We start from the raw sequence: 12,806 nt of genomic DNA, 5'->3' as shown, positions 1-12,806 counted from the left end.
CACCCAAGGAACTGGCGCATGAAGCCCGCGCGCACGCTGCTGGCGCTGCTCGGCGTCCTGCTCGGTCTGGCCATTGTGCTGGGCGCCTTGCAGGCTCTGGCGGTCGAGGTGCCGCAGAGCCTGCAGGCGCTCTGGTGGGGGCTGCTGTTGGCGCTACTTGGCGCGGCCGTCATCGACGCTATGCTGTTGCGTCGCCAGCCCTCGCCGCGCATCGAACGGCAACTGCCGGGCAACCTGCCGCTGGGCCGCTGGAGCGAGGTGCGCCTGACCCTGCACCACGACTATCAACGCCCGCTGCAGCTGGAAGTGTTCGACCACGTGGCCGACGGCATAGCCTTCGAGCACCTGCCACAACGCATCGAACTGCACCCGGGCGAGCAGACCCAATTCGCCTACCGCGTGCGGCCATTGGTACGCGGGCACTTCCACTTCGCCCAATGTGAAGTGGAAGTGCCCAGCCCGCTGCGCCTATGGTGCGCGCGCCGCTACCTGGCCTTACCCGGAGCAACCCGGGTCTATCCGGATTTCGCCCGCCTGTATGGTGCACAACTGCTGGCAGTCGACGATTGGCTCAGCCAGCTTGGCGTGCGCCAGCGCCCACGCCGCGGCCTGGGCCTGGAGTTTCACCAACTGCGCGAGTTTCGCGATGGCGACAGCCTGCGCCAGATCGACTGGAAAGCCACCGCGCGCAAACGCACGCCGATTGCCCGCGAGTACCAGGACGAGCGCGACCAGCAGATCGTCTTCCTGCTCGACTGCGGCCGCCGCATGCGCAGCCAGGACGGCGAACTGGCGCACTTCGACCACGCCCTCAATGCCTGCCTGCTGCTCAGCTACGTGGCCCTGCGCCAAGGCGATGCGGTGGGCCTGGCGACCTTCGCCGACGAACAGCAGCGTTTCCTCGCGCCGGTCAAAGGGGCGGCACAACTCAATGTGCTGCTCAACGCCGTTTACGACCTGCGCAGCACCCTGCAGCCGACCGACTTCGCCGCCGCGGCCGATGCCCTGCTCGCCCGCCAGCACCGCCGCGCCCTGGTGGTGCTGGTGAGCAACCTGCGCGACGAAGACGATGAGGAATTATTGAACGCGGCCAAACGCATCGGCCGCCAGCACCGCGTGCTGATCGCCAGCCTGCGCGAAGAAGTACTCGACAGCCTGCGCCATACCCCGGTGGAGGATCTGGCAACGGCCCTGAGCTACTGCGGCACGGTCGATTACCTCAACGCCCGCGCCAGCCTGCACGAGCGTCTGGCCGCGCACAACGTGCCGGTGCTCGACGCCCGGCCCAGCGAACTGGGCCCGCAACTGGTCAGCCGCTATCTGGCCTGGAAGAAGGCCGGGGTGTTGTAGCTGTGGTGCATGGCCGTAGCCCGTAGCCCGGATGAAATCCGGGGAAGCCGGAATGAACCCGCCATTAATCCCGGATTTCATCCGGGCTACCGAGCTTGGCGAAACCCCTAGACTGGATAAATCCAGTAAACACCTCGCATAAAAATGCCCGCTGGCTAAGCGGGCATTTTTATTTGATTAGACCTCAGCCGCGGGCGGCCTTGATCACTTCGATATAGGGCGCGGCAAAGCGTTGATCCTGGATCAGGGCGATGAAGTCGCGGCCCTGGGCATCCTGGGCATCGAGGTCGTAACCGGCGGCGACGAAGAAGCCGACGAAACGCTCGAAGTCGTCGACCCGCAGGCCACGGTAGGCCTTGATCAGTTTATGCAACGGCGGCGGCGTGGCATCGGCCGGTTCCACGGCGAGGAACAGTTTGATCGGCTCGTCACCAATCTCTTCGCCAATCACCTGTTTCTTGTCTTTACGCATCGTTCACTCCAGCTAACCAGGCCACACGGGGGCCGCAGTGTACCCCTGGCGAGTCCAGTGGCTCAACGCATCCGCCGATTAAGCAGAGGAGCAATGGCTGGGCAGGCCCGCTGATTCATGCCGCGGCGAACGGCCTGCTAAGCGCAAGCAGGCGCGAACCGCCCGCCTCCTCGTATACAATATCCGCCACCACTGACTAACCGGGGGCCACTCCCTTGCCATTGCCCACCTTCACCGCCCCCAACCTCGGCGTCACCCCGACCGCCTCGGAAGTCATCACCAAGCACCTGCGCGACGCAATCATCGGCGGCCATTTCGCCGAGGACGAGCCGATCCGCCAGGACGACATCGCGCGCATCTTCAATGTCAGCAAGATCCCGGTGCGCGAGGCGCTCAAACGCCTGGAGGCCGAAGGGCTGGTGCAGTTCCAGCGCAACAAGGGCGCGGTGGTCACGCGCATTTCCGAACCCGAGCTGGCACAGATCTTCGAGGTGCGGGTGCTGCTGGAGGTGCAGGCGATCCGCCTGGCCGTGCCCAATATGACCGCGGCCACCTTCGCCCGCGCCGAACAGATCTGCCAGGAGTTCATCGGCGAGACCGACATCGGCCGCTGGGCCGAGCTGAACTGGGCGCTGCACGCCTGCCTCTACGAACCGGCGCAGCGGCCCTTCCTGCTCAACCTGATCCGCTCCATCCACGACAAGGTCGAGCGCTACCTGCGCATGCAGATGAGCCTGTCCGCGGGCAAGAACCGCGCCGACCACGAGCACCGCGAGATCCTCGCCGCCTGCCGGGCCGGCGACGCCGACAAGGCCGCCGAGCTGATCGAACAACACATCGTCGGCGTCTGCCGCACCCTCTACGAGCACCTGCCCAATCGCCTGACGCCGAGCTGAGCAACGCCGTAGCCGCCGCGCCCTAAGCCGCCATCACTGGGCGACGGCGGCGATCACCGAGATTTCCACCAGCAGCTCGGGGCTCGCCATCCGCGCTTAGACGCAGGCCCGCGCCGGGGCGCAGCCCGCCGGCCCCCAGCTGTGCCACACGCTGTTCATCTCGGCGAACAGGCTCATGTCCTTCAGGTAGAGGGTGGCCGGAGGATCTGTTCGCGGTTGCTGCCGACCGACGCCAGCAGGCTGTCGACCTTGGCCAGCATGGTTCGGGTCTGCTCCTGGATGCCGGCGCTGCGATCCTCCGCCACCTGGCCGCACAGGTCGGCGGTCTGGTTATGCACCACCACCCGGCTCATGCGTGCGCAGGTTTCGTATCGGCTGATGCTCATGGTGATTTCCTGGCTATGTCCCAATGATGTGTTGCAGGCGCGATCTCTTGTAGGAGGGCCGCGCCTGTTCCTGACAGGCTAGCGGCATTTCCCACATCCATGTGGCTCACGCGACCCCGCGGCGAATGCAGCCCGCCGGGCTGCCTGCCCATCGTTTCGCGCTATACCCCGAGGTCGGGCCGCCTGCGGATCGCAGGCCGTTCGCGCCTGGCGATACAACACCTAACGGGTACAAAACCTATTCCTTGGCCTGGTTCGGGCCGCTGCAGCCGAGCCCGACCAAGCGACGGATAGCCCCGGCGCAGCGCTTATCCTCGAATACCGCCGAGCGGCTGGGCCGGCCCAGGCTCGGCGACCGGCGGCGGCAGATCGGGCAGGCGCTTGCGTGCGGACACCAGCAACACCCCGGCCAGCACCAGGCCGGCGCCCGCCAGTTGGGCCAGCGACACCGGCTCGGCGAGCAGCCCCCAGGCGAAGAAGATCGTCAGCATCGGGCCCAGGGTGCCGATCAGCACGGTACGCGCCGCGCCTATATGGCGCAGGGCGGCCGACTGCCAGAACACCGGCAACAGGGTCGAGAACACGGCCATCGCGGCGCCATACAGGTACACCTCCAGGGGCTGGAGCAGCGCGGAGAACGGCTGGGTGGCGACGAAGTGCAGCTGGCTGGCGAGGCTGGAGACGATGATCGCCAGGGCGGCGAAGCGGATGCTGCCCAGGCGCCGGATGGCGACCTCCGCCCCGGCGCTGTAGAAGGCGTAGGACAGCGCCGAAGCGAACACCAGGGCCGCGCCGATCAGCACCTGGTCGATGTCGTCCGCCACTTGCAGATCGTGGGCAAAGGCCAGTGCGATGCCGGCATAGGACAGCAGCAACGCGCCGACCTGGCGCCGCTCCAGGCGCTGGCCGAGAACCAGCACGCCGATCAGCACGGTGAGGGTCGGGTAGATGAACAGGATCAGCCGCTCGAGCGCCGCCGAGATGTATTGCAGGCCGAGGAAATCGAGGATGCTCGCGCCGTAGTAGCCCAGCAGGCCAAGGGCGATCAGCAGGCCCCAGTCCCTGCGCGTCAACGGCGGCGCCGAGCGGCACAGCCAGAGGCTGGCCCAGAGCGCTATCGGCAGGGCGAAGGTCATGCGCAGGGTCAGCAGGGTGATCGCATCCACCGGCGCGGCGGCGTAGGCCAGCTTGACGAAGATCGCCTTGAACGAAAAACCGAAGGCGGCCAGCAGCGCGAACGCGATACCCAGGCGCTCGCTCGACCAGGATTTCCATGGCATGACAGATTCAAACCTCAAGAGTTGTCTTGAGCCGAATGATCATCGGGGTAAGATCCCAGTGGAATTGGCTTTTTCCCAAACCAGCGTTCGGATTTGACCAAGCCTATGCAATACGACCTCACCGACCTGCGGCTGTTTATCGCGATAGCCGAGGCCAAGAACCTGACCCGCGGGGCCGAACGCGTGCACCTGGCGCCCTCCTCGGCCAGCCACCGCATGCGCCTGCTGGAAGCGTCGATCGGCACGCCGCTGCTGATTCGCCAGCCGCGCGGCGTGCACCCGACCCGTGCCGGCGAGGCGCTGTTGCGCCATGCGCGCCAGGTGTTCGCCCAACTCGAGCAGCTGCATGCCGACCTCGCGCCCTATGCCAAGGGCGTACGCGGCCACGTCAGCCTGTGGGCCAACACCCACGCCACCCATGCGTTCCTGCCGGACAGCCTGGCGACCTTCCTGCAGCGCCACCCGCAAGTCAGCATCTCCCTGGAGGAACACACCAGTCCGGAGGTGGTCATGGCCGTGGCCCGCGGCGAGGTGGAAGTCGGCGTGGTGGCCGACGCGGTCGACGGCGCCGAGGTCGAGCTGATCCCCTACCGCGCGGACCGGCTGGTGCTGATCGCCCCCGCCGACCACCCGCTCGCCCGACAGCCCAGCACGGCCTTCGCCGCGGTACTGGATGACCCCTTCGTGATGCTGCACTCCGGCTCGGCCATCCACACCTTCACCATGAACGCGGCGGCCGCCCTCGGCCGCCACCTGGAAGTGCGCATCCAGGTACGCAGCTTCGAGGCGGTGTGCCGCATGGTCAGCGCCGGCGTCGGCATCGGCCTGGTGCCGCGCAGCGCGGTGGCAGAGGCAAGCGCGCGCCAGCCGCTGGCGGTGATCGAACTGGAAGAGCCCTGGGCCCGCCGCGACCTGCAGGTGTGCGTGCGCAAGCGCGAACTGCTGTCCCGCTTCGCCGCCGATCTGGTCGCCTGCCTGACCGACAGCGAAGTGGAGCGCGCATAGGCCGGCTGTTCGTTGCACGCCCATGGCGGCGCGAGGAGAGGCCACCCATCAGCCATCGAACTGGCCGCTGTCCTGTCGCAGAAGCTGGTGGGCAAGTAAACGTTGCCCACCCTACAGGGCCTTCAAGTCCGCGTAGGGTGGAAAACCGCGGAGCGTTTTCCACCAGTGGTCACCCAGGCTACCTCGCTGAAGTAATGCCGCCATGGGAATGGCGAAAAGCAGGTAAAACAACAGGCCACCTTCGGGTGGCCTTTTTGCATTAACGGGTAATACTTCTCTGTATAGGTGGGCGTGTTGCTGGTGGCGCGCGCGCCGGGGAGGTATGAGGTGAACAAGCTATCAATTGTGGGTGCCGGCATGGTGGGTGAGGCGGCGGCACAGATCATCGCCCGGGAAGAGTTCTGTCGTGAGTTGATGTTGATTGATGTGCAGGGTGCGTTGGCCCAGGGCAAGGCGCTGGACGTCTGGCAGGCGGCCGTTGAGTCAGGTTCTGATACCAGGGTTTACGGCGGATCCAATGCCGAATTGCTGCAGGATTCTGACCTGGTGGTGATTACGGCGGGTGTGCCCCGCAAGCCTGGTCAGTCGCGTCAGGATGTATTGAGTATCAATCTGCCAATTCTCGATGGCATCATGCAGGATATTAATCGTCATGCTCCGGCGGCGACGGTGTTGGTGGTGTCGAACCCGGTCGACGTACTGACCTATCGGGCGTGGAGTCTCAGTGAGCTGGGACGCGACAGGGTGTTCGGGCAGGCGGGGGTGCTGGATACCGCGCGCATGAAGTGTTTCATTGCCGAGGAGACAGGGTTTTCTGCCCGGGATATCACGGCGCTGGTGCTGGGAGGGCATGGCGATAGCATGGTGCCGCTGATGCGATACTGTGCGGTCGGTTCGGTGCCGCTGTCTCACTTCCTGTCCAGTCAGCAGATAGAGCGGATTGTGGAGCGCACACGTCAGGGTGGCGGCGAGATTCTGGGTTTGAAGAAGCTGGGGAGCGCCTGCGATGCGCCAGGCGTGGCAATTGCACAGATGGTGGACGCTATCGCCAATGGGCGAAACCGTATTTTGCCGACGGTCGCGATTCTCGAGGGCGAGTACGGGCGAACAGGTATTGCCATGGGTGTCCCCTGTGTGCTGGCAGAGGAGGGGATTGCGCGGGTGATCGAGTTGTCTTTGGATGCGCAGGAGCAGGCGATGTTCGACCGCTCTGCAGATCAGGTGGTGCGTGATATTGCTGAAATGAAGGCGTTGTGAGCGGGGGTGAGAGATTGATCAGATTTGGCGCAACTACGTACCTCACCACTCAGGGCTACTTTCGCAGTCGGCACGAGCAACCTTACTGCCAACTCAATCTGGTTCGGGCTGAGCAGTGCCGCGCCATCAACAGCAAGCACATCAGACCACTCTGGCAATCCGAAGACTGAAACCCCCTCTGAGTTGTGGGCGCTTGGCCGGGTCAAATTTGATTTCGCCACATGTCAAAAAACAATCGGGGACACCCATTAGCCGATCCTGCGTCAAGATCCAAAGCCTACCCGCCCTGCTTCTTAACGGCAGGGGGGAGAGATTTATTTTTCTGAACGTCCGCTTCGAGCACGCCCAGCTTCTGCACGCCTGACCCAACAACCACCTGCATCGCGCCCCGCCACTGAACTCACCGCGTGCAGCTGGGCTAGTGGGGGAGCTCAGGCCGCGGCGATGGCCCGGCAACCGGCTCCTGCTGCTGCAACCGCCACATCTGCGCGTAGCTGCCGCCGGCCGCCAGCAACTCGCGGTGGCTGCCGCTTTCGATGATGCGCCCGGCATCCAGCACCAGGATCCGGTCGGCATTCATCACCGTGGACAGGCGATGGGCGATCACCAGGGTGGTGCGGCCGACCTGGATGCGCTCGAGCGCGGCCTGGATGGCCTTCTCCGACTGGGAGTCCAGCGCCGAGGTGGCCTCGTCGAAGATCAGGATGGCCGGGTTCTTCAGCAAGGCGCGGGCGATTGCCACCCGCTGTTTCTCGCCGCCGGACAGCTTGAGGCCGCGTTCGCCGACCTGGGTCTGGTAACCGTCCGGCAGGCGTTCGATGAACTCGTGGATATGCGCGGCGCGGGCGGCCGCCTCGACCTCCGCGCGGCTGGCCTCGGGGCGGCCGTAGCCGATGTTGTAATAGATGCTGTCGTTGAACAGCACAGTATCCTGCGGAACTATGCCGATGGCGGCGCGCAGCGAGGCCTGAGTCAGCTCGCGCAGATCCTGGCCGTCGATGCGGATATGCCCGCCATCGACGTCGTAGAAACGGTACAGCAGGCGCGCCAGGGTCGACTTGCCCGAGCCCGAATGGCCGACCACCGCCACCGTGCCGCCGGGCGGCACCTCGAAACTCACGCCATGCAGGATCTCCCGGCGCGGGTCATAGCCGAAGTGCACCTGCTCGAAACTCAGGCGCGGTCGGCTGGCTAGCAGCGGCTGGGCGCTGGGGGCGTCCTGCACGTCCTGGCGCTGGTCGAGCAGGCCGAACAGCCGCTCCATATTGGTCAGCGCCTGCTTGACCTGGCGGTACATCATGCCCAGCACGAACAGCGGGGCCGACAGTTGCAGCAGATAGGCGTTGACCAGCACCAGGTCGCCGATGCTCAGCTCGCCGGCCACCACCCCCGCGGCGGCCCGCCACATCATGGCGCTGACGCCGATGGCGATCACCGCGGATTGCCCGAGATTGAGCAGCGCCAGCGACTGGATTGACTTGACCTTGGCGTTTTCCAAGTGGCGCAGGTTCTGGTCGTAGCGCCCGGCCTCGTGCGCTTCGTTGTTGAAGTACTTGACCGTCTCGTAGTTGAGCAGCGAGTCCACCGCGCGCTCGTTGGCGTGGGTATCGGCCTCCACCGCGGCGCGGTAGAAACGCGTGCGCCACTCGGTCACCGCCAGGGTCCACAGGCTGTAGGCCAACAGCGTGCCCAAGGTGATGAAGGCGAAGCCCCAGTCGTAGGCCCAGACCAGCACGGCCGTCACCAACAGCACCTCGAGCAGGGTCGGCACTATGCTGTAGAGCGTCCAGTCGAGCAGTTCGGCAATCGCACTGCCGCCGCGCTCCACGTCACGGGCCACGCCGCCGGTGCGGCGATCCAGGTGGAACTTCAGGCTGAGGCCGAGCAGATGGCCGAAGACTTTCAGGGTGACCTGGCGCGAGGTTCGCGCCATCACCCGGGCGAACACCACCTGACGCAGTTCGTTGAACAGGGTCACGCCGATGCGCGCCGCGCCATAGGCCAGGAGCAGGCCGACCGGCAGCAGCAACAGGCTGGGTTCGACATTCAAGCCATCGACTATCTGTTTGAGGGCGACCGGCACATACAGGTTGACCAGCTTGGCGGCGACGATCAGCAGCAGCGCCAGGGCGATGCGTCCGACGTAGGGCCGCAGGTAGGGCAGCAGCTCGACGATCACTCCGAGGTCGCCACGGGCACTGGCCGCGCGTTCGACCGCGGCGGCGCCGCTGGCGGTGTCCTCGGCGGCGCTGTTGGCGCCAGGCTCAGGAGTACGGGCGGGCTGCACGTCCTGCTGCTCAACGGGGTTTGTCATAGGGCCTCCTGCTCAGCCAAGCGGGGACAGCTAAGCCTCCGCAGCGCCGCTCTCCTGGGTTTAAAGGAGCCGTCGCAACGACCTTACCCCACTTGGGCGCGATGCTGGAATCTCGGCAGCAGAGGATCGCCTGCAGGCTCTGGCAATCGCTCGGCTTTCTCGCCTGACGCTGTGCCGATTTCGTCATCCCCCTCCGATAAAACCCTCAAGCCGCCAAGCCCTCGAGCGGCCACCCTTGTACCGACCTTTTCAGTGCAGGTGACAGCCATGAAACGCATCCGCGTCATCGATTCCCACACCGGCGGCGAGCCGACCCGCCTGGTGCTCGAGGGTTTTCCGGACTTGGGCCACGGCAGCATGAGCGAGCGCCGCCAGCTGTTGGCCGAACGCTTCGACCACTGGCGCGCCGCCAGCATGCTCGAACCGCGCGGCAGCGATGTGCTGGTCGGCGCGCTGCTGTGCCAGCCAGTGGATCCCAGCGCCAGCGCCGGAGTGATCTTCTTCAACAACAGCGGTTATCTGGGCATGTGCGGCCACGGCACCATCGGCCTGATAATTTCCCTCGCTCACCTCGGCCGTATCCAGCCTGGCCTGCACCGCATCGAAACCCCGGTCGGCACTGTCCTGGCCACCCTGCATGAGGATCGCTCGGTGAGCGTGCGCAACGTGCCGGCCTACCGCTACCGTCAGGCGGTCAGCCTGCAGGTGCCGGGCCTCGGCGAGGTCACGGGCGACATCGCCTGGGGCGGCAACTGGTTCTTCCTGATCGCCGAGCACGGCCAGCGCATCGCCGGCGACAACCTCGAGGCGCTGACCGCCTATTGCTGGGCGGTGCGCCAAGCGCTGGAACAACAGGCCATCCGTGGCGAGGACGGCGGCGAGATCGACCATATCGAGCTGTTTGCCGACGACGCCGAAGCCGACAGTCGCAACTTTGTATTGTGTCCCGGCAAGGCCTACGACCGCTCGCCCTGCGGCACCGGCACCAGCGCCAAGCTGGCCTGCCTGGCCGCCGACGGCAAACTGCAGCCCGGTCAGTTGTGGCGCCAGGCCAGCGTGATCGGCAGCCAGTTCGAGGCCAGCTACGAGTGGCAGGCCGACGGCCGTATCGTCCCGACCATTCGCGGGCGCGCCCACCTCAGCGCCGAGGCCACCCTGTTGCTGGAGGACGACGATCCTTTCGCCTGGGGCATTCGCCCATGAATGCCGAGATCATCGTCGTCGGTGCCGGCATAGTCGGCAGCGCCTGCGCCCACGAATTCGCCCGCCGCGGCCTCGACGTGCTGGTGCTGGACAGCCAGCGCGGCGGCGCCACGGCGGTGGGCATGGGCCATCTGGTGGCGATGGACGACAACCCGGCGGAACTGGCGCTGAGCCGCTACTCCATCGCGCTGTGGCGGCAATGGGCGCCACAGCTCGACGCGGACTGCGCCTACCGCAACTGCGGCACCCTGTGGCTGGCCGCCGACCGCGAGGAGCTGCAGGCCGCCGAACACAAGCGGGAAACCCTCAGCGCCCAGGGCATCGCCTGCCAGATGCTCGACGGCGCAGCCCTGCGCCAGGCCGAACCGATGCTGCGCCAGGATCTGGCCGGGGCGCTGAAGGTCGGCGGCGACGCCATCCTCTACGCGCCGAATGCCGCGCGCTGGCTGCTTGAGCAAGGCGGCGGGCGCATCCGCCAGCAATGCGCCCAGGTCAGCGAGATCGACGGCAACCGCGTGCGCCTGGCCGATGGCCGCTGGCTGACGGCCGAGGCCGTGGTGCTGGCGGGCGGCATCCACGCCAGCGAGCTGTGCCCCGAGTTGCCGATCCGGCCGAAGAAGGGCCACCTGCTGATCACCGACCGCTACCCCGGGCGCATCCAGCATCAGCTGGTCGAGCTCGGCTACGCCAGCAGCGCCCATGCCAGCAGCGGCACCTCGGTGGCCTTCAACGCGCAGCCACGACCGACCGGGCAGATCCTGCTCGGTTCCTCGCGGCAGTTCGACAGCCTCGACCCGCAGGTCGAAGGCCCGGTGCTGGCGCGCCTGCTGCGCCGCGCCCTGGATTACCTGCCGGAGCTGGGCAAACTCAACGCCATCCGCAGCTGGAGCGGCTTCCGGGCCGCCACCCCGGACGGCCTGCCACTGCTCGGCGAGCATCCGCAGCAGCCCGGCCTGTGGCTGGCGGTCGGCCACGAAGGGCTCGGCGTCACCACCGCGCCGGGCAGCGCCCAGTTGCTCGCCGCGCAACTGTTCAAGGAACCCGCGGCCATCGACCCCACCCCTTATCTGCCGGGGCGCTTTCTGCCGGCGCCGCGGCCCCTGGAGCACAGTGCATGATCGAACTCAGCCTCGATGGCCTTGCACTGCGTGTCGCGGAGGGCAGCACGGTAGCCGCCGCGCTCTATCTGGGCGGCGACGGCAGCAGCCGCACCTCAATTGGCGGTCAACGCCGCGCCCCTGTGTGCGGCATGGGCATCTGCCAGGAGTGCCGGGTCAGCATCGACGGCCAGCGCCGCCTGGCCTGCCAGACCCTGTGTCAGCCCGGCATGCGCGTGGAGACCCAGGCATGAACGAAGATTTCGACCTGCTGATCATCGGCGCCGGGCCCGCCGGCATGGCCGCCGCCCTGGCGGCCGCCCCCAGCGGCCTGCGCATTGGCGTCATCGACGACAACCCGCTCCCCGGCGGGCAGATCTGGCGCGACGGCGTGCAGGCCCAAGTGCCTGCCAATGCTCGGCGCCATCGCGCGGAACTGGCGGCGGCGCGCAATATCCAGCTGTTCAGTTCGACCCGGGTGGTCGCCATCGCCGGGCCGCAGCAGTTGCTCCTGGAAGATGGCGAACGCGCCTGGCGCGCAGGCTACGCCAAGCTGATCCTCTGCACCGGCGCGCGCGAACTGCTGCTGCCCTTCCCCGGCTGGACCCTGCCCGGGGTCACCGGCGCCGGCGGCCTGCAGGCGCTGATCAAAGGTGGCGTGCCGGTGGCCGGCGAACGCCTGGTGATCGCCGGCAGCGGCCCGCTGCTGCTGGCCAGCGCCGCCAGCGCCAAGCAGGCCGGCGCGCAAGTGCTGCGCATCGCCGAACAGGCGCCGCCCGGCGCCCTGGCGGCCTTCGCCCTGCAGCTGCCGCGCTGGCCGAGCAAGCTGCTGCAGGCCTTGCAGCTGTTCGATGCCCGCTACCGCAGCAACAGCCATGTACTGGCCGCGCTCGGCGAGGAACGTCTGGAGGCGGTGCGTCTGCAGCAAAACGGTAAAGTGCTGGAGATCCCCTGCGAGCGCCTGGCCTGTGGTTTCGGTCTGCTGCCCAACACCCAATTGGGCCAGGCCCTGGGCTGCCGCATCGCCGGCCAGGCCATCGCCGTCGATCAATGGCAAGCCTGCAGCCTGAGCGATCACTACGCGGCGGGTGAATGCAGCGGCTTCGGCGGCAGCGAACTGGCCCTGATCGAAGGCGCCATCGCCGGCCACAGCGCCATCGGCGCGCAGGCCAAGGCCCGTGCGCTGTGGCCGCAGCGCCAGCATTGGCAAGCCTTCGCCGACCGGCTCGGGCGCAGCTTCGCCCTCGATCCGCGACTCAAACAGCTGGCCGCGGCCGACACCCTGGTCTGCCGCTGCGAGGATGTGCCCTATGCCGCCCTCGCCGGGCGCGACGGCTGGGTCGATGCCAAGTTGCACAGCCGCTGCGGTATGGGCGCCTGCCAGGGGCGCATCTGCGGCGGCGCGACGCAATTCCTGTTCGACTGGCCGACCCCGGCGCCGCGCCCGCCGTTCTCCCCGGCGCGCTGTGCGACCCTGCTGCACCTGGCCGACCCACCCGAACCGGCGCCGGCCGCCACTCCAGGCAAGGTCGCGACGCTTCCCAGC

At 67.0% G+C, this 12,806-nt stretch carries 10 protein-coding genes and 2 pseudogenes; 8 read left to right on the top strand and 4 right to left on the bottom strand.

The annotated features are described in order from the left end of the window. Positions 1 to 18 precede the first annotated feature (18 nt). Positions 19 to 1,350, top strand: coding sequence for a DUF58 domain-containing protein (locus tag P8H27_RS15970; protein WP_289638596.1), 1,332 nt, complete (start codon positions 19 to 21; stop codon positions 1,348 to 1,350). Between the two features lie 184 nt (positions 1,351 to 1,534). Here P8H27_RS15970 and P8H27_RS15965 read toward each other — a convergent pair whose 3' ends face one another. Continuing rightward, positions 1,535 to 1,822, bottom strand: coding sequence for a PA4642 family protein (locus P8H27_RS15965; RefSeq protein WP_289638595.1), 288 nt, complete (start codon positions 1,820 to 1,822; stop codon positions 1,535 to 1,537). 221 nt (positions 1,823 to 2,043) lie between these two features. On the opposite strand from P8H27_RS15965, the gene P8H27_RS15960 reads away from it, so the two are divergent. Next, entirely contained in the window at positions 2,044 to 2,718 is a 675-nt protein-coding gene (locus tag P8H27_RS15960; protein ID WP_289638639.1) for a GntR family transcriptional regulator, read from the top strand. Between the two features lie 96 nt (positions 2,719 to 2,814). Here the strand turns inward: P8H27_RS15960 and P8H27_RS15955 are convergent. Both P8H27_RS15955 and P8H27_RS15950 read right to left on the bottom strand, forming a co-directional pair. Further along, positions 2,815 to 3,104, bottom strand: a pseudogene (locus P8H27_RS15955) (RidA family protein). A 308-nt stretch (positions 3,105 to 3,412) separates the two neighbouring features. After that, positions 3,413 to 4,384 (bottom strand): DMT family transporter, encoded by a 972-nt coding sequence (locus P8H27_RS15950; RefSeq protein ID WP_289638594.1) that lies wholly within the window; start codon positions 4,382 to 4,384, stop codon positions 3,413 to 3,415. 105 nt (positions 4,385 to 4,489) lie between these two features. Here P8H27_RS15950 and P8H27_RS15945 point away from each other — a divergent pair, with 105 nt between their 5' ends. Continuing rightward, on the top strand, positions 4,490 to 5,389 hold the full coding sequence (locus P8H27_RS15945; RefSeq protein WP_289638593.1) for a LysR family transcriptional regulator: 900 nt from the start codon (positions 4,490 to 4,492) through the stop codon (positions 5,387 to 5,389). Positions 5,390 to 5,716: 327 nt separating this feature from the next. Continuing rightward, positions 5,717 to 6,646 (top strand): malate dehydrogenase, encoded by a 930-nt coding sequence (locus P8H27_RS15940; protein WP_289638592.1) that lies wholly within the window; start codon positions 5,717 to 5,719, stop codon positions 6,644 to 6,646. Positions 6,647 to 7,064: 418 nt separating this feature from the next. Here P8H27_RS15940 and P8H27_RS15935 read toward each other — a convergent pair whose 3' ends face one another. Continuing rightward, on the bottom strand, positions 7,065 to 8,960 hold the full coding sequence (locus P8H27_RS15935) for an ABC transporter ATP-binding protein/permease (protein WP_289638591.1): 1,896 nt from the start codon (positions 8,958 to 8,960) through the stop codon (positions 7,065 to 7,067). A gap of 267 nt (positions 8,961 to 9,227) precedes the next feature. Here P8H27_RS15935 and P8H27_RS15930 point away from each other — a divergent pair, with 267 nt between their 5' ends. The 4 genes and pseudogenes from P8H27_RS15930 to P8H27_RS15915 form a co-directional block, all read left to right on the top strand. After that, complete coding sequence (locus P8H27_RS15930; RefSeq protein ID WP_289638590.1) at positions 9,228 to 10,163, top strand: 4-hydroxyproline epimerase; 936 nt, start codon at positions 9,228 to 9,230, stop codon at positions 10,161 to 10,163. Next, on the top strand, positions 10,160 to 11,281 hold the full coding sequence (locus P8H27_RS15925; protein ID WP_289638588.1) for an FAD-binding oxidoreductase: 1,122 nt from the start codon (positions 10,160 to 10,162) through the stop codon (positions 11,279 to 11,281). Before P8H27_RS15930 ends, P8H27_RS15925 begins: the two co-directional genes overlap by 4 nt. Next, the gene (locus P8H27_RS15920; protein ID WP_289638587.1) at positions 11,278 to 11,514 is read left to right on the top strand and encodes a (2Fe-2S)-binding protein; all 237 of its coding nucleotides are present in this window, start codon (positions 11,278 to 11,280) and stop codon (positions 11,512 to 11,514) included. Before P8H27_RS15925 ends, P8H27_RS15920 begins: the two co-directional genes overlap by 4 nt. Beyond that, positions 11,511 to 12,737: pseudogene (locus tag P8H27_RS15915) on the top strand (FAD-dependent oxidoreductase); the annotation flags it as partial. The gene P8H27_RS15920 and the pseudogene P8H27_RS15915, both read left to right, overlap by 4 nt. Positions 12,738 to 12,806 lie beyond the last annotated feature (69 nt).

Source organism: Pseudomonas sp. sp1636 (assembly GCF_030376615.1).
Lineage (GTDB): Bacteria > Pseudomonadota > Gammaproteobacteria > Pseudomonadales > Pseudomonadaceae > Aquipseudomonas.
This window is presented reverse-complemented; position numbering and strand designations above follow the sequence as displayed.

Excerpts from the sequence above, each read along its gene's own strand:
- P8H27_RS15970 (WP_289638596.1), top strand. The coding sequence starts at position 19 with ATGAAGCCCGCGCGCACGCTGCTGGCGCTGCTCGGCGTCCTGCTCGGT.
- P8H27_RS15965 (WP_289638595.1), bottom strand. The coding sequence starts at position 1,822 with ATGCGTAAAGACAAGAAACAGGTGATTGGCGAAGAGATTGGTGACGAG.
- P8H27_RS15950 (WP_289638594.1), bottom strand. The coding sequence starts at position 4,384 with ATGCCATGGAAATCCTGGTCGAGCGAGCGCCTGGGTATCGCGTTCGCG.
- P8H27_RS15945 (WP_289638593.1), top strand. The coding sequence starts at position 4,490 with ATGCAATACGACCTCACCGACCTGCGGCTGTTTATCGCGATAGCCGAG.
- P8H27_RS15935 (WP_289638591.1), bottom strand. The coding sequence starts at position 8,960 with ATGACAAACCCCGTTGAGCAGCAGGACGTGCAGCCCGCCCGTACTCCT.
- P8H27_RS15930 (WP_289638590.1), top strand. The coding sequence starts at position 9,228 with ATGAAACGCATCCGCGTCATCGATTCCCACACCGGCGGCGAGCCGACC.
- P8H27_RS15925 (WP_289638588.1), top strand. The coding sequence starts at position 10,160 with ATGAATGCCGAGATCATCGTCGTCGGTGCCGGCATAGTCGGCAGCGCC.
- P8H27_RS15920 (WP_289638587.1), top strand. The coding sequence starts at position 11,278 with ATGATCGAACTCAGCCTCGATGGCCTTGCACTGCGTGTCGCGGAGGGC.